General features: G+C 63.9%; 19 protein-coding genes and 3 other RNA genes. 11 read left to right on the plus strand and 11 right to left on the minus strand.

Going from position 1 to position 20,857, the window contains the following annotated elements:
* The first annotated feature begins 14 nt into the window (after nucleotides 1-14).
* Together M3O59_RS16880 and M3O59_RS16885 are read left to right on the plus strand one after the other, a co-directional pair.
* The gene (locus M3O59_RS16880; RefSeq protein WP_116905883.1) at nucleotides 15-1,934 is read left to right on the plus strand and encodes an alpha-amylase family protein; all 1,920 of its coding nucleotides are present in this window, start codon (nucleotides 15-17) and stop codon (nucleotides 1,932-1,934) included.
* Nucleotides 1,935-2,270: 336 nt separating this feature from the next.
* Nucleotides 2,271-2,346: non-coding RNA, sX9 sRNA (locus M3O59_RS16885), on the plus strand.
* A 64-nt stretch (nucleotides 2,347-2,410) separates the two neighbouring features.
* Here the strand turns inward: M3O59_RS16885 and M3O59_RS16890 are convergent.
* The 4 genes from M3O59_RS16890 to rsgA all read right to left on the minus strand — a co-directional run bounded on the left by M3O59_RS16890 (nucleotide 2,411) and on the right by rsgA (nucleotide 5,816).
* Nucleotides 2,411-3,091 carry a type 1 glutamine amidotransferase domain-containing protein gene (locus M3O59_RS16890; protein WP_064629291.1) on the minus strand — a complete coding sequence of 227 codons (681 nt, stop codon included), beginning with the start codon at nucleotides 3,089-3,091 and terminating at the stop codon, nucleotides 2,411-2,413.
* 174 nt (nucleotides 3,092-3,265) lie between these two features.
* Nucleotides 3,266-3,339, minus strand: a non-coding RNA gene (locus M3O59_RS16895) — sX9 sRNA.
* 123 nt (nucleotides 3,340-3,462) lie between these two features.
* Nucleotides 3,463-4,725, minus strand: coding sequence for a flavohemoglobin expression-modulating QEGLA motif protein (locus M3O59_RS16900; RefSeq protein WP_116905882.1), 1,263 nt, complete (start codon nucleotides 4,723-4,725; stop codon nucleotides 3,463-3,465).
* Nucleotides 4,725-5,816 (minus strand): ribosome small subunit-dependent GTPase A, encoded by a 1,092-nt coding sequence (gene rsgA, locus M3O59_RS16905; RefSeq protein ID WP_116905881.1) that lies wholly within the window; start codon nucleotides 5,814-5,816, stop codon nucleotides 4,725-4,727. The genes M3O59_RS16900 and rsgA overlap by 1 nt, the downstream gene beginning before the upstream one ends.
* Before the next feature lie 153 nt (nucleotides 5,817-5,969).
* Here rsgA and M3O59_RS16910 point away from each other — a divergent pair, with 153 nt between their 5' ends.
* The 3 genes from M3O59_RS16910 (at nucleotide 5,970) to M3O59_RS16920 (ending at nucleotide 8,884) form a co-directional block, all read left to right on the plus strand.
* On the plus strand, nucleotides 5,970-7,241 hold the full coding sequence (locus M3O59_RS16910) for a pyridoxal phosphate-dependent aminotransferase (protein ID WP_064629300.1): 1,272 nt from the start codon (nucleotides 5,970-5,972) through the stop codon (nucleotides 7,239-7,241).
* Complete coding sequence (locus M3O59_RS16915) at nucleotides 7,241-7,891, plus strand: SGNH/GDSL hydrolase family protein (RefSeq protein ID WP_116905880.1); 651 nt, start codon at nucleotides 7,241-7,243, stop codon at nucleotides 7,889-7,891. Before M3O59_RS16910 ends, M3O59_RS16915 begins: the two co-directional genes overlap by 1 nt.
* 321 nt (nucleotides 7,892-8,212) lie before the next feature.
* A complete protein-coding gene (locus M3O59_RS16920) occupies nucleotides 8,213-8,884 on the plus strand; it encodes a class I SAM-dependent methyltransferase (protein ID WP_116905879.1) in 672 nt (223 codons plus the stop codon).
* A 192-nt stretch (nucleotides 8,885-9,076) separates the two neighbouring features.
* Here M3O59_RS16920 and M3O59_RS16925 read toward each other — a convergent pair.
* From M3O59_RS16925 to M3O59_RS16945, 5 genes are all read right to left on the minus strand, one after another.
* Nucleotides 9,077-9,875, minus strand: a protein-coding gene (locus tag M3O59_RS16925) for an IS5 family transposase (protein WP_373419007.1) whose coding sequence is annotated in 2 segments (ribosomal slippage) — nucleotides 9,077-9,605 and nucleotides 9,604-9,875 — 801 coding nt in all. Because the reading frame shifts where the segments join, the coding sequence is not laid out codon by codon here.
* Nucleotides 9,876-10,059: 184 nt separating this feature from the next.
* Nucleotides 10,060-10,305 (minus strand): TonB-dependent receptor, encoded by a 246-nt coding sequence (locus M3O59_RS16930; RefSeq protein WP_258872271.1) that lies wholly within the window; start codon nucleotides 10,303-10,305, stop codon nucleotides 10,060-10,062.
* Complete coding sequence (locus M3O59_RS16935; RefSeq protein WP_345778809.1) at nucleotides 10,302-12,176, minus strand: TonB-dependent siderophore receptor; 1,875 nt, start codon at nucleotides 12,174-12,176, stop codon at nucleotides 10,302-10,304. Before M3O59_RS16935 ends, M3O59_RS16930 begins: the two co-directional genes overlap by 4 nt.
* Nucleotides 12,177-12,710: 534 nt before the next feature.
* A non-coding RNA gene (locus M3O59_RS16940) (sX9 sRNA) lies at nucleotides 12,711-12,786 on the minus strand.
* Between the two features lie 61 nt (nucleotides 12,787-12,847).
* Entirely contained in the window at nucleotides 12,848-13,624 is a 777-nt protein-coding gene (locus M3O59_RS16945) for a polysaccharide deacetylase family protein (RefSeq protein WP_116907007.1), read from the minus strand.
* A 60-nt stretch (nucleotides 13,625-13,684) separates the two neighbouring features.
* On the opposite strand from M3O59_RS16945, the gene grxD reads away from it, so the two are divergent.
* On the plus strand, nucleotides 13,685-14,611 hold the full coding sequence (gene grxD, locus M3O59_RS16950) for a Grx4 family monothiol glutaredoxin (protein WP_116907008.1): 927 nt from the start codon (nucleotides 13,685-13,687) through the stop codon (nucleotides 14,609-14,611).
* A gap of 51 nt (nucleotides 14,612-14,662) precedes the next feature.
* Here grxD and M3O59_RS16955 read toward each other — a convergent pair.
* A protein-coding gene (locus tag M3O59_RS16955) for an IS5 family transposase (RefSeq protein WP_373419014.1) occupies nucleotides 14,663-15,461 on the minus strand; the annotation gives its coding sequence in 2 pieces (ribosomal slippage) (nucleotides 14,663-15,191 and nucleotides 15,190-15,461; 801 coding nt in all).
* A gap of 180 nt (nucleotides 15,462-15,641) precedes the next feature.
* Between M3O59_RS16955 and M3O59_RS16960 the strand changes: the two genes are divergently transcribed.
* From M3O59_RS16960 to darG, 3 genes are read left to right on the plus strand one after another with little or no spacing between them, the layout of a single operon-like run.
* Nucleotides 15,642-15,845: a DarT ssDNA thymidine ADP-ribosyltransferase family protein gene (locus M3O59_RS16960; protein WP_220375947.1), complete on the plus strand. Its 204-nt coding sequence runs from the start codon at nucleotides 15,642-15,644 to the stop codon at nucleotides 15,843-15,845.
* Nucleotides 15,827-16,288 (plus strand): type II toxin-antitoxin system toxin DNA ADP-ribosyl transferase DarT, encoded by a 462-nt coding sequence (gene darT, locus M3O59_RS16965; protein WP_220375946.1) that lies wholly within the window; start codon nucleotides 15,827-15,829, stop codon nucleotides 16,286-16,288. Before M3O59_RS16960 ends, darT begins: the two co-directional genes overlap by 19 nt.
* The gene (gene darG, locus M3O59_RS16970) at nucleotides 16,288-17,358 is read left to right on the plus strand and encodes a type II toxin-antitoxin system antitoxin DNA ADP-ribosyl glycohydrolase DarG (protein WP_116906839.1); all 1,071 of its coding nucleotides are present in this window, start codon (nucleotides 16,288-16,290) and stop codon (nucleotides 17,356-17,358) included. The genes darT and darG overlap by 1 nt, the downstream gene beginning before the upstream one ends.
* Before the next feature lie 93 nt (nucleotides 17,359-17,451).
* Here darG and M3O59_RS16975 read toward each other — a convergent pair whose 3' ends face one another.
* Nucleotides 17,452-18,018: a DUF924 family protein gene (locus M3O59_RS16975; protein ID WP_181920667.1), complete on the minus strand. Its 567-nt coding sequence runs from the start codon at nucleotides 18,016-18,018 to the stop codon at nucleotides 17,452-17,454.
* Between the two features lie 131 nt (nucleotides 18,019-18,149).
* Between M3O59_RS16975 and M3O59_RS16980 the strand changes: the two genes are divergently transcribed.
* Nucleotides 18,150-19,559 (plus strand): amidohydrolase, encoded by a 1,410-nt coding sequence (locus tag M3O59_RS16980; protein ID WP_116906838.1) that lies wholly within the window; start codon nucleotides 18,150-18,152, stop codon nucleotides 19,557-19,559.
* Nucleotides 19,556-20,836, plus strand: a complete 1,281-nt coding sequence (locus M3O59_RS16985) for an amidohydrolase family protein (RefSeq protein WP_116906837.1) — start codon at nucleotides 19,556-19,558, stop codon at nucleotides 20,834-20,836. Before M3O59_RS16980 ends, M3O59_RS16985 begins: the two co-directional genes overlap by 4 nt.
* The last annotated feature ends 21 nt before the right edge of the window (nucleotides 20,837-20,857 follow it).

Raw genomic sequence — 20,857 nt, forward strand, 5'->3', positions numbered from 1 at the left:
CTCGGCGGCTTCCAATGAGCACCTCCCCCATCGATTCCACCGCTCTGCGCGCGGCCTTCGCCGCGCCGCTGGATGCACAGCGCGCCGACCCGTTGCTGGCACGTTTTGACGAACACGCACCGCGCCTGCTGCATGCGCTGCAGTCGCTGTATGGGCAACGCCCCGATTACGCAGCGTGGTTGACGCAGTGGCTGGCCGCGCTCGGCAGCAACGCGCAACAACGTCCGCACGCATTGCAACAGCTCGATGCCACCCGCAAGCCCGGCTGGTTCGGCGCACAGCACATGCTGGGCTACAGCGCCTACGTGGACCGCTTCTCCGGCACGTTGCAGGGCGTGGCCGAGCGCGTGCCTTATCTGCAGGAGCTAGGCGTGCGCTACCTGCATCTGCTGCCGTTTCTGCGCGCACGCGCCGGCGACAACGACGGCGGCTTTGCGGTCAGCGATTACGGCCAGGTAGAACCGAGCCTGGGCAACAACGACGATCTGGTCGCACTCACCACCCGCTTGCGCGAAGCCGATATCAGCCTGTGCGCGGACTTCGTGCTCAACCACACTGCCGACGATCACGCCTGGGCACAGGCGGCACGCGCCGGCGATGCACGCTATCTCGACTACTACCATCACTTTGCCGACCGCACCCTGCCCGATCAGTACGAAAGCACGTTAGGACAGGTGTTTCCGCACACCGCGCCCGGCAACTTCACTTGGGTGGACGACACCGCGCAGTGGATGTGGACCACGTTCTACCCCTATCAATGGGATTTGAACTGGAGCAACCCGGCCGTGTTCGGCGACATGGCGCTGGCCATGTTGCGGCTGGCCAACCTGGGCGTTGAGGCGTTTCGCCTGGATTCCACCGCCTACCTGTGGAAGCGCACCGGCACCGATTGCATGAACCAGCCCGAGGCGCACACCTTGCTGGTGGCGTTGCGCGCGGTCACCGACATCGTTGCGCCGGCGGTGGTGATGAAGGCCGAAGCCATCGTGCCGATGACGCAGCTGCCGCCCTACTTCGGCACAGGTGCGGACCAGGGACACGAGTGCCATCTCGCGTATCACAGCACGCTGATGGCAGCCGGCTGGTCGGCACTGGCGTTGCAACGCGGCGACATCCTGCACGACGTCATCGCGCATAGCCCGCCATTGCCGCGCAATTGCGCATGGCTAAGCTATGTGCGTTGCCACGACGATATCGGCTGGAACGTGCTGCAGCACGAAGCGGCCGGCAATGCCGAGCAGCCACCGTTTGCGTTACGCGATGTCGCGCGTTTCTATGCCAACGATGTGCCAGGCAGCTACGCGCGCGGCGAGAGCTTCCAGAGCAGTGGCGACGGCGTGCATGGCACCAATGGCATGGCCGCTGCGCTTGCGGGCATTCAGGCGGCACAGGAGGCAGGCAATGCGGTGGCATTGGACACTGCGGTGGATCGGTTGGTACTGCTCTATGCGATCGTGCTTGCAATGCCGGGCGTGCCGTTGATCTATATGGGCGACGAACTCGCCTTGCCCAACGACATCAGTTATCGAGGCGACCCGCTTCGTCAGCACGAAGGCCGCTGGTTGCATCGTCCGGCGATGGATTGGCAGGTTGCTGCTCAACGTGAGGCTGCGGATAGTTTGAGCGGCAAGGTGTATCGCCGATTGCGTGCATTGATCCAGCAACGTGCTGCGCTTTCTGCACTCGCTGCCGATCAGGCGTTGGGCAGCGTTCCGCTGGGCGATCCGCGACTGTTTGCGTTGACGCGTGGCGATGGTTTCTTGGCCGTCCACAACTTCGGCGATCAGCCCCTGACGGTGGAGCTTGCTGCGATCGGGCATGGCCGATGGACGTTACTGGCTGATGACAGCGACGCAGCGGTCGAATCGCTGAGCGATGACATGCGGCTGGTGCTGCCGGCTTATGCGGTGCGCTGGTTGGAGCGTAGTGCCTAAGCGGTTTTGGGCAGTAGTGAACGCACTTCAAAGCGGATGATCTGCCAGAGCGGGCGATCTGCGGCCTGACTGCAGGGCCCTTGCCCGCCCACCATCGCAGGACACGCCGCAAGTACGTCCATGTAGGCTCTTACGCGGCATCCATGCCGCGTGAGGTCCCGCGACGGTGGACGGGCAAGGGCAAGGGCAAGTCGAGATCGTGGGTGCGCTTGGTTGCGAGCACTGGATTGCGTTGAGCTATCGGACGTTGCGGCATTCTGAAAACGCAAGACCAAGAGCAGCTAAAAAACTACTGCTCTCACCGTCAGTCAGGTGCAGCCGGTGCTCGGCATCGGCATGTATAACTCGTACATGCCAGCTCCTTCGCCCCGTCCGCACCCACCTGACGACTAATCGCTACGTTGTGTCAGCCGCTCCAAGTCGAAAGGCGCGACTTCCTCCGGCGGTCGATGCACGACCACACGACAACCGCAAAATCAGCGCTTCAACAGCTCGAGCAAGGTCTCGGCGGCTTTTTCGGACGAGGCCGGATTCTGCCCGGTCACCAGCGTGCCATCGGCCACCACATGCACGCCCCAGTCGGCGCCCTTCTCGTAACGTCCACCGAGTTCGGTCAGCATGTCTTCGACCAGGAACGGCACGATCTTGGTCAGGCCAACGCCCTCTTCCTCGCCATTGGTAAAGCCGGTGACGCGGCGGCCGTTGACCAGCGGCTTGCCATCGCTGCCCTTGACCCGACGCAGTACGCCCGGCGCGTGGCAGACCAGGGCATGCGGTTTGTCGGCAACGGCGAAGGCTTCGATCAAGGCGATCGACTGCGCGTCTTCGGCCAGATCCCACAACGGCCCGTGGCCACCTGGATAGAACACGGCATCGAAGTCCTCGGCTTTGACGTCCGCCAGACGATGCGTGCTGGCCAGTGCCTGCTGCGCGTCGGCGTCCTGCTTGAAGCGCTTGGTGGCATCGGTCTGTGCGTCAGGCTCGTCGCTCTTGGGATCCAGCGGCGGCTGGCCGCCCTTGGGCGAGACCAGGGTGATGTCTGCGCCGGCGTCCTTGAACACGTAGTACGGCGCGGCGAATTCTTCAAGCCAGAAGCCGGTTTTCTTGCCGGTATCGCCGAGTTGGTCGTGGGAGGTGAGCACCATCAGGATGTTCATCGCATTTCCTCGTGTCGTTGCCCATCTCGGGCGAGGTGACCAGTGTGTGGATCAGCCCGTTGCAACATCGTGTAGAACGTGTCGCCGCGATGCATACGGTTCAGCGCCACTTGCAGAAGGCCACGCAATCGCGAGGCCCGCTACATCCGCACGGGACGCGCGACTACCAAGAGCGGCTAACAAAACGTAGCGAGCAGTCCACAGGTGGTGCAGACGGCACGGAGGAACCAGGGTGTACGAGTGGCTATGCCGATTCCGAGCATCGGCCGCGACCGCCTGACGGTGAACGCAGTCGTTGTTTCAGCTGCTCTAAAATCGCGGTGCGTGTTCGCAGCTACCCGGCAAGTGGTCGCACCCTGTCGTAACGATTCTCAGACATTCATCGCCGGCGGCTGCAGCTGATCCATGCGGATGCGATTGGCGAACAACGAGAAGGCCAGCATGCCGGCCAGCCCGCTGACCCGGCTCACCCACGGCGGCAGCCAGCGCGGTGCAACCAGCACGCCGCTATCGAACAAGGGCGCAAAGCGCGCCACATCGCCCAGCGCCATCTTGCCGGCAAACAGGTACCGGCACAGCTGCAGCTGATCGCGCTGCAGGGAATGCCGGAAAAACGTGTGCACCGCCACCAGCCCGCGCAGGTAAACGGTGTCCTTGGTGAAGGCACCGCCGCCGCTGGTGGGCACCCCGCGGAACACGCGCTGCGCGGACGAGAAACTTTCTGCAGCGCTCTGGCCACCTGCAGTGAAATAGCGGAACACCTCGATGAAATCCGCACCCGAGCGCGCCATCGCAATCGCCTCGATACGCAGGCTGATGCGCTTCATGCGTTCGATATCGATGCTGCCGGTGATCTGCTCGGCAAACGTCGCCAGGCCTTCCTGCGTCGCGGTGGTCCGCGGCGAGGAAATGCCCAGGCTGGGCAGGTGCACCTGCGCACGCCCGTTGAGCGCGGTTAGCGAATGCACCAGCGCCTCGTGATGGAACAGCTGCGCACGATCGTAATCGCTGAAGGTGGCGCCGCTGCGCAGGCGGATGCGATGCGCGCCGGCCGCCGCCTTGGCCAGCAGATCCGGATCCAGCGTAACGGTGATGACGCGCCCTTCGAAGAAGGCGTCCAGATCGTTCTGCAGCTGCATGCGCAGGGCGGTTGCCGAGACCGGCACCTGTTCTTCCGGCGCCAGCAGTTCGCGGTCCAGCTCCTGCGCGATCTGGATGAAGTGCCGCGCTGCCTCGCGCGTGCTCGGGCCGTTGCCCGGCATCGGGTCGTCGGGCACGCCGAACAGCTGCGCCGAGTAATCGCTGACTGCGGGAGTGCCCAGCGATTCCAGCAGGCCGGCGGCCAGGCCCCAGCTATGCGTCGAGTCGATCAGGTAGGGGCCCAGCGGGTGATGCGGATCGGCCTGCTTGGCAATGGCCGCCAGCTCGCGCCGGGTATCGCCGAAATCCAGTCGCGGATACTCCACCCGCGGCAGCTCCGGCTGCCCACGCGTCACGCTCTGCAGGAACGGCTCCTGCAGCGAGCGCGGCCAGCTGGCCAGCGCGAGGAGGCGCACGCCGCGCACGGCCTTGACCAGGCGCGCATCCAGCGCCGCATGATGGACGATGTCCGGCGGCCCCTTGCGCAACGGCATCAGCGGCGTCCGTTGCGATCGACGCTGGCAGGCCGCCGGCCCGATCCCTTGCCCCGGTTGTTCTGCGCCAGGCGTGTGGCGAGCTTTTCGGCCGCTGCGGCCACTTCCATGCGCAGCTTCATGTAATTGGCCACCCGCTCCGGATCCAGCGTATCGGCCTCGATCGCCGCACGCACCGCGCAACCGGGTTCGGCGATATGCGCGCAATCGTTGAAGCGGCACTGCGCCGCCAAGGCTTCCACATCGGAAAAGCCGCCCTCGGCCAGATCTTCTTCACCGGTGGGCTTGAGCTCGCGCATGCCGGGCGTGTCGATCAGGCACGCACCGGACGGCAGCGGGATCAGCGCACGATGCGTGGTGGTATGCCGGCCGCGCGAATCATTTTCGCGCACCGCATTGGTCTTCATCTTCTGCGTGCCGAGCAGCGTATTGGTCAGCGTCGACTTGCCCGCACCGGACGAGCCCACCAGCACCGCCGTACGCCCATCGCCCAGCCATGGCCGCAACGCGGCCACACTCTCCGGGTCCTTGGCATTGACCGCAAGCAGCGGGATGTTCTGCGCCTCCAGCTCCTCCAGCACCGCCAACGCATCCTCGGCGTATTCGGTCTGGTCGGCCTTGGTCAGCACCACCACCGGTTGCGCCCCGCCACCGCCCACCAGCAACAGATAGCGCTCGATACGGCGCGGATTGAAGTCCGCATCCAGCCCGCACACGATGAACACCGTATCGATATTGGCCGCGATCACCTGCTGGTGATAATGCTCACCGGCCGCACCGCGCTTGATCGAGGTGCGCCGCGGCAGCAGCGCCACGATGCGCTTGCCCTCCATCAGCACCCAATCGCCCACCGCCGCCCGCTCATGGCTCGGGAAGCGCGGCCGCTGCCACTTCGGCAAGGACTCCGCCTTCAGGCTGGCCTCCGGCGTATCGGCCACCACGTAACCGGTGCGGTGCTGCTCCACCACCCGCGCCGGCAACGCCTGCGGATGCGCGGCGAAGACCGCCCGCCAGGCGGGGTCTTCCGGGGGACCAGGCCAGGGCCAGCCGATGGATTGGAGGGTGGGGTAATCGGGGGATGTGTCGCTCATGGGGCGATTCTAGCTGGCCGGCCGCAGCGGCTTGTGCAATCGGTATGCGCGGCAGGCCTGAAGCCCCACTTGACATCGTTGCCGATGCAAGCATGCCCGCATGGCGCATTTCCGCTACCATGCCAAGCCTCACGCCTACAACCGGCCCGTCGCATGTCCACTGCCCCGCAAAAGCCGCTCGCCATCCGCGAGCGTCTGTCCGAAGTCCGCTACGAAATCCGGGGCGAGCTGGCGCGACGAGCGCGGGAGTTGGAGGCGCAGGGCCGCAAGCTGATCAAGCTCAATATCGGTAACCCGGGAGCGTTCGGGTTCCGGGCGCCGGAGCATCTGCAGCGCGCGATCGCCGACGACATGGGCCGCACCGATCCCTACACGCATCAGCAAGGCCTGCCGGAAGCGCGCGAGGCGATCGCCACCGCGTATTCGCGTCGCCAGCACCCGGATGCGCACCCGGACCGTATTTTTGTCGGCAACGGCGTCAGCGAGTTGATCGACCTGTCGCTGCGGGCGCTGCTCAACCCTGGCGACGAAGTGCTGGTGCCCTCGCCCGACTATCCGCTGTGGTCGGCGGCCACCATCCTCAACGATGGTCGCCCGGTGTATTACCGCTGCGCGCCGGAAAACGGCTTCCAGCCAGACCCGGTGGAGATTGAAACGCTGGTGTCTTCGCGCACCCGCGCCATCGTGCTGATCAACCCGAACAACCCCAGTGGCGCCAGTTATTCGCGCGAGCTGCTGGAGCGCATCGTGGCCATCGCCACCAAGCACAATCTGCTGCTGATGGTCGATGAGATCTACGACCAGGTGCTCTACGACGGCGCAGCCTTCGTGCCGGTGGCGCCGCTGGCCGGCGCGCACCCGTGCATCACCTTCAGCGGCTTGAGCAAGGTGCACCGCGCCTGCGGCTGGCGGGTGGGCTGGGCGCTGCTGTCCGGCGAGCAGGCGCGCATCAACGACCTGCGCAACGCGATGGACCTGCTTGGCGCTCTGCGCCTGTGCGCCAACGTGCCGGGGCAGTACGCCATCGATGCGGCGGTGAACGGGCCCGACACCATTTCGGCGCTATGCGCGCCGGGCGGGCGCCTGTATGAGACCCGCCGCGCGGTGATCGAGGCCTGTGCGGCGAGCGAGCATCTGTCGCTGGTGGCACCGGCCGGCGCGCTGTATGCATTCCCAGCGGTGGTCGGCCCGGCCGCACGCAACTTCGACGACCACACATTCGCGCTCGATCTGATGAACGAAGAAGGCGTGCTGGTGGTTCCCGGTTCCAGCTTCAATGTGCCGTACCGTCACCACTTCCGCGTGACCTTGATGCCGGAAGCCAGCGTGATGCGCGATGTGTTTGCGCGCATCGACCGCGCCCTGGCACGCCGCGCCGAAGCGGTGACTAAAGTGGTGCCGCTCAAGCCGCGCAGCGTGGCGTGATGGCGGCACCCGGCACGCCGCTGCGCTATCTGGCGCTAGGCGATTCCTACACCATCGGCGAAGGCGTCGCCCCCGCGCAGCGTTGGCCGGTACAACTGGTCGAGGGGTTGCGCGCTTACGGCTGGAACGTGGCGCCGCCGCAGATCATCGCCACCACCGGCTGGACCACCGACGAACTGCAGGCCGGCATCGATGCTGCCGCACCGCAAGGCCCATTCGAGCTGGTGAGCCTGTTGATCGGCGTCAACAACCAATATCGCGGGCGCTCGCTGGACGAGTACCGCAGCCAGTTCGATGCGTTGTTGCAGCGCGCGATCGCGTTTGCAGGCGCGCACTCCGCACGCGTGTTCGTGCTGTCGATTCCCGACTGGGGGCTGACCCCGTTTGCACACGCGCAAGGCGGCGATGCGCCGTTGATCGGTGCGCAAATCGATGCGTTCAACGCGGTTGCTGCCGACCGCTGCCGCGAACGCGCGGTGCGCTTTGTCGATATCACCGCCACCAGCCGCGATGGCGGCGATGCGGGAGACATGCTGGTCGACGACGGCCTGCATCCCTCCGGCGCGATGTATGCGCGCTGGACCGCGCTGGCGCTGCCTGCGGCGCGCGATGCGCTGGGCGCGGTGGGATCCTTGGACTCGACTGTCTAAATCCCAACGCTCATTTGGCGGGCATCTGCGGTGTGCCTTCGCGTACAAATCGCTGAACCTGCGTTTGTAGCGCAAGATATCGCGCGTGATGTCAGTTGCTTCGCTGGCGCGTAGATGCGGTTGCACTCGCGTCTTCGTCAGTAAGCGCGCCGCAGCACCGCCCCGCCGCGTGCGATTTCGAGAAGAGCGTGCCTTCAAACACGGCCACGCCGCTCAAAACGGTACTCGGCCCTACCCCGATCAGGCCAACAGGCCCTAAGCTAGCCGCGCAGCACGCCTGATTGCCAAGGAACGACATTGCACAGCACCGCCACCCAACCGATGAGCCGCGCGCAGGCGCTGACGATTGCGCGCGCGTTTTTGCCACCGCACCCGCTGGGCAACCGCTACGACTATTACTACACGCAGGCCAAGCTGCGTACCGACCCGCTGTATCCGGGCGTGCTGGCCGAGCTACGCACTACCACTGCGCCGGTGCTGGATCTGGGCTGCGGGCTGGGCTTGCTGGCCCATGCGCTGCGTGCCGATGGTCAGGCGCTGACGTATCACGGCGTGGATGTGGATGCCTCCAAGATCCGCCGCGCTCAACACATCGCGCAGCGCTCGACGCTGGGCAATACCAGGTTCGAGGTGGTCGACCTGAGTGTGGCGTGGCCGCAGCATCAGGGCAGCGTCACCATCCTGGATGTGCTGCAGTATCTGCAATCGGACATGCAGGCCAGCCTGCTGCGCAGCGTGGCGCAGATGCTCACGCCCGGCGCGAAGTTGGTGATCCGCAGCGCATTGGGCGATGCCAGCAGCCGCGGCCGCACCAGCCGCGTGACCGACGTGTTGGCGCACCTGAGTGGCTGGATGCAACGCATGCCACGTAGTTACCCCACCCGCGACAGCCTGCAAGCGCAGCTTGATGCGGCTGGTCTGCGCGCGACGTTTGCGCCCCTGTATGGCAATACGCCATTCAATAACTGGCTGATCGTGGCCGAGCCGCGCTGAGCGCCGCGCCGGGAGCGACCAACGATACGTCACGTGCATTCGTCGAGCGGGCGGAGACCACGCGCAGGAATTGGCGCGCGTAAACGGCACATGTACTCACGCGTACCAGCTGCGCCGCCTGCGGTGGGCGCAACCGTTTTTGGTCGGCCGCTTCGAGTGCCTGGTTCGAGTCGACTCACTCTAAGAACCTGTTCACAATCTTCTGAGTAACAGTGCCAAGAAGGCCAAATGGATGAACTGCAGGCTGGTGTTGAGTTTGCGCTCGCAGTTCTTCCATAGCCTTCGGTTCTTCTCCAGCCAAGCAAAACTACGCTCGACAATCCATCGCTTGGGCATGACCTTGAAGGTGTGCAGTTCGCTGCGCTTGGCAATCTGCACCGTGAGCTGCTCGCCTAAAATCTCTCGCGCGCCGCTGGCAAACGGTACTCCGGTGTAACCGCCGTCGCACAGTAAGCTTTGTACAAGCGTCAGGTTTGACTGACAGCGCTCCAACGCCTGCAGCGCACCTTTGCGGTCGGTCACCTCCGCCGTCGTCACCGCGATTGCGTGGGGCAACCCCTGACTATCAACAGCGATATGCCGTTTGATGCCCGACACCTTCTTGCCTGCGTCATACCCCTTTTGCCCAGCTGTGTCCGTGTTCTTGACGCTCTGCGCGTCCACGATCAAGAACCTGGTGCAAGCGTTGCGCCCCTGTCTCACGCGGGCCACGCCAACCTGATTTTTTGAGCGCCCGCTCCAGCAGGCTCACCCCCTCATCGTCGCACTCGCTCCACTTGGCAAAGTACGAGTGCACGGTCCGCCACTTCGGAAAGTCGCTGGGTAGCGCTCGCCATTGGCAACCGGTTCGCAGCACGTACAACACTGCGCACCACACCTCATATAAATCCACACGGCGTGGCTTGGTGCGCTTGCGCGCTTGTTCCAGGATCGGCAGCACGTGTGCGAACTGCTCCCGGCTCATGTCACTCGGATAGGTCTTTTGGCGCATCCGCATAGTCTGCACTGATCTGCGAAGATCGTGAACAGGTTCTAAGACAACTAACGCATGCACGCCGGATGCAGACGCCCGACAAGTCCGCAGCAACAGCTCTGGCATGCAGCGGTCACCGGCGACCTCGTTGCAGGCGCTGTCAGCCGCCCCCTGAGAAGGGCAGTCGGCGCCCCGCAACGGCTCAGAGCTTCCGGGACACCGTCAACTCCACATCGCGCGGGTCGCCGTAGATCAACTGGCTCTGGTAGACGATGTTGGCGTAGTACTTGCGATCGAACAGGTTGCGTACATTGAGCTGCGCCGACCAGGCCTGGTTGATGTCGTAACGCGCCATCGCGTTGGCGAGCAGCACGCTGCCCTGGGTCAGCCGTTGGGTGTTGCCCTGCGGCCCGGCCATCAGTTCGTGGATGGCCGACTGCCAGCTCACGCCACCGCCCAGACGCCACGGCCCGGTCTGCCGCTGGTGAACAGCGTCGCCTCGCGCCGCGGGCTGGTCGGGTTCACGTCCACACCCGCAGCATCGTTGGCATCGAACTGCGCGAAACCGAATGCGATGCGCCATTGCTCGGAAAGTTGCCCATCGAACTGGACTTCCACGCCCTGACTGACGGTGCCCTTGGCAGCCAGATAGGCTTGATCGGTAGTGCCGGGCACCAGTTGCCCGGGGTCATTGACCGCAAGATTGTCCTGCTCGATCCGGAATAGCGCCACCGCTGCATTGAGCTGGCCGCCGAGGTAGGCACCCTTCGCGCCGATTTCGTAACTATTGCCTTCCAACGGGTCGATGTAGCGCCCGCCGCGGTCGCGAGTGTTCTGCGGTTTGAAGATGCCGGTGTAGCTGGCATAGAGCGAATGGCGGTCGTCCACATCCAGGATCAGGCCGGCGTATGGCGTGGTGCGGCCACGGCGTTCGTAGGAGTTGGCCGGCACCAGTTGGTCGGCGCTTTTCCAGTCGGTGACGCGTGCGCCGACAATGGCCTTGAGCGCATCGGTCAGGCTGAAGCGGCCCGCAGCGTAGGCAGCCACCTGGCGCACATCGCGGTCTTCGCCCTTTGTCAGTGGCGTCCATTGCGGCTGCGCCATCCTGCCGGTCCAGGCATAGACGCTTTCGGCAGTCAGCGGTTCCAGCGGTGCGTTTGACCAGCTGCGCACGTTGCGATTCATCCAGGTCGCGCCGGCCACGACCTCATGCTCGCGCCCCCACAAGGTCAGCGGCAGGCTGGCGAAAGCATCCAGGCTGTTCTGCGCATTGAGCATGGGATAGCGCCCGCCAAAGTTGCTGGTCAGCCCCAGCCCGGTGTCGCGGTCCGGATAGTCGAGATAGCCGAACAGCACCGATTTCCAATCGGTTGCAAACCGCTGATGCGAGTACTCCACATGCAGCTGTGCACCGTTGTCGAAACGGTGGGTAAGCCCGGCAAAGGCATTGGTGGTGTCGGCCACGCCACGCGCCCAGCGCGGGGTGAACGAATCCGAGCGCGCAAAATCGGTGCGGCGACCGTCGCTGAAATACGCAGGGACGCCGCCCCAGGTGGTGCCGCGCCCATCATTGCGCTGCTTGTTGACGCCGATGTAGCCGCTGGTGGCATCGCTGAAGTCCGCATCGACAATGCCGTAGAACAGCGACGACTGCTTGCTGTAGTGATCGCGGAACGACTGCTTGTCTTCGTAACTGGCCACCACGCGGCCACGCACGTTGCCGGCGGCGTTCAATGGCGATTGCAGGTCCGCGCTGCCGCGATAGCGATCCCAGCGCCCGGCCGACAGATCCACCCGGCCGGTGAACACAGCGCTGTCGGCGTGCTTGCGCAGCAGGTCGATCGATGCCGCCGGGCTGCCCGCACCAGAGGTCAGTGCGTTGGCACCACGGACGATCTCGACGCGATCGTAGATCGCCATGTTCTGCTGCACATCGCCGCTGTAATCGGTGGGAATACCATCGATGCGGTAATAGTCCACCTCGAAACCGCGTGCGTTGATGTAGGTGCGCTCGGTATCCCAGGTCGGCGAGTTGAAGCCGGCCACGGTGTCGGTGACGTCCTGCAGCGACTGCAGGTTGCGGTCGACGATCTGCTGGCGCGTTACCACCACCACCGACTGCGGCGTGTCGCGCAAGGAGAGCGCAAGCTTGGTCGAACTGCGCGCGATATCGGCGGTGTAGGAATCGTTGCCTTCGGTGGTGGCGCTGCGATGCGCACTGATCTGCATGCGATCCAGATCGACCGGATCGCGCGCGCTCGACTGCGCCATCGCCGCCAACGGCCACGCACAGGCCAACGCAAGCACGGAGTACGCCACGCGCAGGTGCGGCGAACAGAACGGTACACGCACGCCAACACGCGCGGAAACGATGCAACAGAACATGCAGTCAGCCTCATGAGTGAAACACTGCCGTCGATGACGGCCGATGAGGCTGGCGCGGGCGCACCCTGCAGGGTGGGCACAACAGCTGGCTGGGCGCGCATGGTCGATCCGTGCCGAATCGCTGTCAATAGAGCCGTGCATCGAACACGCTGCAAATGATGATCACGGCATTGCGCTGGTTTGCCTGAAACCTGGCAGTCGCCATCGAACCGAAGCAGCCAGCGCGCCGATCAGATGCACTGCACTGCACTCTCATTCCTGGCGATGCGCGATGCATGCCAGGATGACTTCGCAGCAAGCTCAGCAAACCGATCAGCGCCACAGACAATCCAGCGCCACATCACACAGAGAGTCACAGCGTCAGTAACAGCGAGGACGCCCAAGCGAAACGCCCGCCGTGACGGGCACATTGCTGCATAGCGCTCTACCGCCCAACCTGCGTGTACGGCCAGCGCGTGTCCGAAAGCAGGCTGATACACCGTAGCAAGCAGCCGTCAGGCGGGGGTGGATGGCGTTGACCAACCGCAGCGTCCACGCGCTACGTGCCGATGCTGAGCAGCAGCCACGCCCGCCTGGCGGTGAGCGCAGTCGTTTCGTCGGCCGCTCTATTCCGGCCGCCGCCCCACCAGCCCACGCGCCTGCATCGCCTCCAGCACGCCGCGCAGGATGGTGAGGTTGTGGCCGTGTGCGGCGCCTTCATGCAGCAGCACGATGGCGCCGGGTTGCAGGTCGCGCACGATACGCGCCACGGTGGCGCCCGGTTCGCAACGCACGCCGTCGAAGCCGCGCGCGCTCCAGGCCACGCGGGTCAGCCCGTGCGCGCGCAGCGGCGAGGCGACGAAGGGGTTGGTCATGCCGACCACCGAGCGGTACAGCCGTGGCGCCTGCCCGGTGATGCAGGCCAGTACGCGCTGCGCCTGGCCGATTTCCTGGGCCATGCGGCGCGGCCCCAGCGCCCAGAACCAGGCCTGCGGATGGGTGTGGCTGTGGTTGCCGATGCCATGCCCGCGCCGCACGATCTCGCGCACCAGCTCCGGCCGCTGTTCGGCACGGGCGCCGACCACGAAGAAAGTGGCACTGGCATCGTAGGCATCCAGCAGATCGAGGATGGCCGGAGTGTCGTCGGAAGGGCCATCATCGATGGTCAGCCACACCTGCGGCGCACCGCCGGGCAGGCGCGTCACGACCGGCGCATACAGGCGCGCGCGCGGCAGGAACACAGGCACCACGAACAGCGCATGCGACAGCAGCAACGCCGGCACGCCCCAGGCCCAGCCCAGATGCCACCACAGCGGCGCCACCGCGACCTGCGAGAGGGCAAACAAACCCACCCAGCGGTAGGGGTGGGAGGGGATGCGATACAGCGTTTCCGGCGTGGTCATGCCGCATGATGCCACGCGGCGTAGAATGCCTGCTCTCCACGCTCTTACCGAAGTGCTGCCATGTCCCTCGATCCCGCCCTGCGTTCCCGTATCGATACGCTGCTGCAATCCAGCCGCGTGGTGCTCTTCATGAAAGGCCAGCCGGGCATGCCGCAATGCGGCTTTTCGGCCAAGGCGGTCGGCGTGCTGGACGGGCTGGGCATCGACTATGCCCACGTCAACGTGCTGGCCGACCAGGAAATCCGCGAGGGCATCAAGGCCTACGGCGACTGGCCAACCATTCCGCAGCTGTACGTGGATGGCGAGCTGATCGGCGGCAGCGACATCATCCTGCAGATGGCCGACAGCGGCGAGCTGAGCAGCATGCTCGGCCTGCAGGCGCCCGACCGCAGCCCGCCCAAGATCACCATCACCCCGGCCGCGGTCGAGATGCTCAAGGGTGCGCTGGCCGATGCGCCGGATGCGTCCTTGACGCTGTCCATCGATGCCGATTTCCAGCCCAACTTCCAGCTGGCACCGACCAACCCGAACGCCATCGCAGCCGAATCCAACGGCCTGCGTGTGCAGTTCGACCTGGCCAGCGCGCGCCGCGCCGAGGGCATCACCATCGACTGGGTGGACGACATCCGTGGCCGCGGTCTGGCCATCGACAACCCCAACGCGCCCAAGCCGGTGCAAGAGCTGTCGGTGCGCGATGCCGACGACCGCCTCAAGGCCGGCAACCTGACCCTGGTGGACGTGCGTCCGGCCGACGAACGTGCGCTGGCTACGGTGGCCGCACCGTTCCGCACCCTGGATGCGCATGAGCGTGCCGCCATCGAACAGCTGCCCAAGGACACCCCGCTGGCGTTCCTGTGCCACCGCGGCGGGCGCAGCCTGCAAGCGGCCGAACATTTCCGCGGCATGGGCTTTACCAACGTCTACAACGTCACCGGCGGCATCGATGCGTGGTCGGACGAGGTGGACAACGGCGTAGCGAAATACTGAGCAAGCGCGAGCCGCCCAAGCATCACCAATTGGGCGACTTTAAGAACCTGTTCACAATCTTCTGAGTAACAGTGCCAAGAAGGCCAAATGGATGAACTGCAGGCTGGTGTTGAGTTTGCGCTCGCAGTTCTTCCATAGCCTTCGGTTCTTCTCCAGCCAAGCAAAACTACGCTCGACAATCCATCGCTTGGGCATGACCTTGAAGGTGTGCAGTTCGCTGCGCTTGGCAATCTGCACCGTGAGCTGCTCGCCTAAAATCTCTCGCGCGCCGCTGGCAAACGGTACTCCGGTGTAACCGCCGTCGCACAGTAAGCTTTGTACAAGCGTCAGGTTTGACTGACAGCGCTCCAACGCCTGCAGCGCACCTTTGCGGTCGGTCACCTCCGCCGTCGTCACCGCGATTGCGTGGGGCAACCCCTGACTATCAACAGCGATATGCCGTTTGATGCCCGACACCTTCTTGCCTGCGTCATACCCCTTTTGCCCAGCTGTGTCCGTGTTCTTGACGCTCTGCGCGTCCACGATCAAGAACCTGGTGCAAGCGTTGCGCCCCTGTCTCACGCGGGCCACGCCAACCTGATTTTTTGAGCGCCCGCTCCAGCAGGCTCACCCCCTCATCGTCGCACTCGCTCCACTTGGCAAAGTACGAGTGCACGGTCCGCCACTTCGGAAAGTCACTGGGTAGCGCTCGCCATTGGCAACCGGTTCGCAGCACGTACAACACTGCGCACCACACCTCATATAAATCCACACGGCGTGGCTTGGTGCGCTTGCGCGCTTGTTCCAGGATCGGCAGCACGTGTGCGAACTGCTCCCGGCTCATGTCACTCGGATAGCTCTTTTGGCGCATCCGCATAGTCTGCACTGATCTGCGAAGATCGTGAACAGGTTCTAAAATGGGTGCTTCAGTGAACGCAGGTTTTGGGGGCGTAACAACTTCAGCCATATCCAGCCAAATCGCCTATTAACGTTGACGATTGCAACCAACCATTCGCACGTCGAGCTGAGCGATATGGATTAGGACTGACGGATGCCAGGGCACTACCCAAACCTCAACCCGAAGAAAGCCCTGATCTGGCGTATCGTCCATCGCGACAACTTGCCCTGGATTTTGGAAAACGGCCTGCACTGCGGTAATGGAGCCGTACAGAGCGTAGATTGGGTGAACATCGGTAACCAGGAATCGACAAGCGCGCCAATCATCCTGTACCGATCGTGCCAGGCGGCTTCCTGAACGATTACGTACCCTTTTACTTCACTCCATTTTCGCCGATGCTGCGCAACATCAATACGGGCTGGGGAGGCGTCCAACGACGGTCGAACGAAGAAATTGTAATACTTGTTTCCAGCCTGCATCACGTCGCTGCACGAGGATGGCCTTTTTTATTCACTGATAGCCATGCTTATTATCAACTAACAACGTTTCATTCCGATTTGGCCAATCTCGACAAGATCGACTGGCCGCTGCTTCAGGCGCGCGATTTCCGTCGCGACCAGGAGGACCCGGCTAAGTTTGAGCGATATCAGGCGGAAGCGCTAATTTACCAACACTTGCCAATCGGCGGGCTGTTAGGCATCGTGTGTTATACAGACGATTTAAAGCTAGTCATCGCGCGTCAACTCCAGGCGCGCAACCTCACATTGCCGGTTTATGCCCGTACCGAGTGGTACTTCTGATGATTACGTTCACGCAAGGCAATCTACTGCAGGCACGTGCCGAGGCACTGGTCAACACCGTCAACACCGTCGGCGTCATGGGTAAGGGCATCGCGCTGATGTTCAAGGAGCGCTTCAACAAAAACTTCCTACTATATGCTGCTGCATGCAAGGAAAAGCAAGTGCGCACCGGAAAGGTATTTGTCACCGAAACCAACGAACTGGACGGGCCACGCTGGATCGTCAATTTTCCGACCAAACAGCACTGGCGTGGCGATTCACGCATCGAATGGATCACAGAGGGATTACAGGATTTACGCCTGTTCCTGGTAGAAAACAAGGTCAAATCGATTGCTATTCCGCCACTGGGCGCAGGCAATGGAGGTTTGGACTGGTCTAACGTGCGTCCACTGATTGAGGAAACACTGGCGGGTCTAGATACCGACATTTTCGTATTCGAGCCTACCTTGAAGTATCAAAATGTTGCAAAGCGCTCCGGCGTGGAAAAGCTGACTCCAGCACGCGCATTGATTGCGGAACTGGTACGTCGCTACTGGGTGTTGGGCATGGAATGCAGCCTGCTGGAAATCCAGAAGCTAGCGTGGTTTCTTGAGCGCAACATCGAACGCGCAGGCTTGCCTAAGCTGGACTTGCGCTTTGAGCCACATAGATACGGCCCATATGCCGACCGTCTCCGCCACCTGCTGGATGGGTTAGATGGCAGCTACTTGCATTGTGACAAGCGAATTGGCGATGCAGATCCGTTGGATGTCATCTGGTTCGATGATACTCGCAAGAGTTTTGTCCAGGCCTATCTCAAGAGCGAAGCCAAACAGTATGCCCCGGCACTGGAGGCCACAGCGGCCTTGATCGATGGCTTTGAGTCGCCTTTTGGCATGGAATTGCTGGCAACGGTTGACTGGCTGATTGCAAAAGAGGACATCACTACGCAAGTGGCAGAGATGCGTGAAGGCATACGCAATTGGCCAGGTGGCCCAGACGCAGCCATGCGCAAAGACAGGCTGTTCGACGACCGCGCTGTAGGTATCGCTCTGGAACGACTGACATCACACTCAGGTGCAGTGGCCTGAATCTTCGAAACCACGCTTTCTGATTCTGCATTATTCCTGCACGGACCTGTTTGTCGGCACATGTTTCGCAGCGCTTTTCAGGGCGAGCGCTGTTCAACCGGCAAACCCGCCGTCATCGAGAAACTGCTGTTCCTCTGCGGTGGTCATACGCCCCAGTACCGCATTGCGGTGCGGGAACCGGCCAAAGCGCTGGATGATGCGCTGATGCTCCAGCGCCCAATGGGTTGTCTCCGTATCGCCCAGTGCGCTGATCAGCTCCACCGCGCGCGCCTGCTCCTGCAAGTCTTCGGCGTGCTCGAACGGAAGATAGAAAAACAAGCGCAGTTGCGCCGAAACCTGCTGGTCGAAGCCACGTTCCACCGCCTGCCTTGCACACTGCAATGCCAAGCCGTCGGTGGCATAGGCATGCGCGCTACCGCGAAAGGCATTGCGTGGAAACTGGTCCAGCAGGATCAGCAAGGCCAGCGCATCTTCGGCGCGCGCCATCCACTGCGTGTATTCGCCACGCGCGGCAGCAAAATGCTGCTCGCTGAAATGCTGGCGAAAGTTGGCATCGAAGGCGTCGTTGTGCGTGAACCAGCGGGCCGAGCCGGCCAGTTCCCAGAAAGCCAACACCACATCGGCCTGTTTGTTGCGTTCTGTTTTGGCAATCATCGGCATTCCCCCTGACGAATGCCGCATAGCATGCACTGGCGCATGTGATGAGCCCGCCGCCCCACGTCCAGCACTTGGCAAGCACGCCGCTGACAGCTAGGTTTGCGGCTGACGTTTTCGTTTTACCGGGGAAATCCATGCGTTCCATCCTGTTCGCCGCGCTGGGCGCGGCTGTGCTTTGCGGCCCTGCGTCTGCGGCGTCGACCGCATCGCGCTTCGTGCAAGACCCCTACCCCAGCACCTACCGTGCGCTTGCGTCCGGTCCGGTGCTGATCCAGCACGCCACGGTGCTCACCGGCACCGGCCAGCGGCTGGACGATGCCGACGTGCTGCTGCGCGATGGCAAGGTGGCTGCCGTCGGCCGCGCACTCGAGGCGCCGGCCGATGTACGCCGCATCGACGGCACCGGCAAGTGGGTCACGCCCGGCATCATCGACGTGCACTCGCATCTGGGTGTGTACCCCAGCCCGGGCGTCAGCGCGCATAGCGACGGCAACGAGATGACCGCACCGGTCACCCCCAACGTGTGGGCCGAGCATTCGATCTGGCCGCAGGATCCCGGCTTCGGCACCGCGCTGGCCGGCGGCATCACCTCGCTGCAGATCCTGCCCGGCTCGGCCAACCTGATCGGCGGGCGCGGCGTCACGCTCAAGAACGTGGCCTCCACCACCTACCAGGGCATGAAGTTCCCCGGCGCGCCGTGGGGCCTGAAGATGGCATGCGGCGAAAACCCCAAACGCGTGTACGGCCAGAAAGGCGGCCCCGGCACGCGCATGGGCAACGTGGCCGGTTACCGCGCTGCGTTCATCGACGCGGCCGAGTATCTGCAGAAAAACGCACCGAAAAAGAAAGCCGCCAAGAAGCGTCACTGGTGGAGCAGCGGCGGCGACAACGACAGCAGCGGCGATGCCGGCGGCAAGCGCGACCTCAAGCTCGACACGCTGGCCGGCGCCATCAATGGCGACATCCGCGTGCACATCCACTGCTACCGCGCCGATGAAATGGCCACCATGCTGGACCTGTCCAAGGAATTCGGCTTCCACATCGCCGCCTTCCACCACGGCGTGGAGGCATACAAGCTGGCCGACCGGCTGGCGCAGGACAACGTCTGCGGCGCGCTGTGGGCCGATTGGTGGGGCTTCAAGATGGAAGCCTTCGACGGCATCCAGGAAAACATCGCACTGGTCGATCGCCCGGCCAACAGCTGCGCCATCGTGCATTCGGATTCGGAAGAAGGCATCCAGCGGCTCAACCAGGAGGCCGCCAAGGTGATCGCCAACGCGCGCCGCAGCGGCATGGAGATCCCGCCCGAACGGGCCATCCGCTGGCTCACCAGCAACGCCGCCAAGGCGCTCGGCATCGAGCAGCAGACCGGCGCATTGGAGCCGGGCAAGATGGGCGATGTGGTGGTGTGGAACGGTAATCCTTTCAGTTCCTATGCACTGGCCGAACAGGTGTATATCGACGGCGCGCAGGTGTACGACCGGCATAACCGTGCGCTGCAACCGGTGTCGGACTTCATGCTCGGCCAGGAGGTGGCACGATGAGCCGCGCAACCGCTATACGCCCGCGATTGCGTGTGATCGCGGCGCTGGTCACGGCGGCGCTTGCGTTGCCTGCCTTCGGCCAGCAGGTGCTGATTCGCGGCGCCACCGTGCACACTGCCACTGCGCAGGGCACGCTGCAGAACACCGATGTACTGGTGCAGGGCGGCGTGATCCGCGCCATCGGCCGCAACCTGGCAGCCCCTACCGATGGCCGCGTCGTTGAAGCCAAAGGCCGGCCACTGACGCCTGCCTTGTTCGGCGGCATCACCGAAATCGGCATTGAAGAAGTCTCCGGCGAAGAGAGCACGGTGGACAGCGGTATCAAGCTGGCCGAGCAACCGATGCGCCCGGAATTCGACGTCACCCTGGCCTACAACCCCGACTCGGTGCTGGTGCCGGTGGCGCGCGTGGAAGGCATCGGCTTCACCGCCTTGGGCGCAACCACCAGCGGCGCCTTCATTGCCGGCCAGGGCGGCATCGTGCGGCTGGATGGCAGCCCCGACCCGGTGGGCCCGCATGCGTTGTTTCTGCGCATCGGTGCAGCGGCGTCCGACCTCACCGGCAGCTCGCGGGCAGCGCAGTGGATGCTGTTGGATCAATTGGTTGCCGAAGCGCGCGGCCGCATACAGGCCGATTCGCCGCATGCCTTGCTGACCCCGGTCGGCCGCAATGTGCTGGCCAGGTACCTGGCCGGCCAGGGCCGCATCGTGGTGCAGGTGGAACGGGCCGCCGACATCCGCCAGCTGTTGCGCTGGGCGCAGCGCGAGAAGGTGCGCATCGCCATCGCCGGTGGCGCCGAGGCATGGAAGCTCGCGCCGCAACTGGCGCAGGCCAAGGTGCCGGTGCTGGTGGATGCACTGGCGGATCTGCCCTCGACCTTCGACCAGATCGGCGCCACGCTGGAAAATGCCGCACGTCTACGCGCGGCCGGTGTGGAGGTCAGCTTTACCCAAAACGGCGACGCCTCGCACAACGCACGCAAGCTACGCCAGCTGGCCGGCAATGCCGTCGCCAATGGTCTGCCGTGGGAATCGGGCCTGGCCGGCCTGACCCGTGTGCCGGCGGAGATCTTCGGCGTGGGCGATCGCATCGGCAGCATTGCCGTGGGCAAGCAGGCCGACCTGGTGCTGTGGGAAGGCGACCCGCTGGATGTTGCGCACTACGCCGAGCAGGTCTGGCTGGGCGGTCGCGACATGCCGATGCGCTCGCGCCAGAGCGAGCTGCGCGACCGCTACATGCAGCAGGCCGGCCCGTTACCGCGCGCGTATCTGAAATAAGCGAACGCGGCGTGCCCTGGG

It is taken from the genome of Xanthomonas nasturtii (assembly GCF_023337365.3).
Taxonomy (GTDB): Bacteria; Pseudomonadota; Gammaproteobacteria; order Xanthomonadales; family Xanthomonadaceae; genus Xanthomonas; species Xanthomonas nasturtii.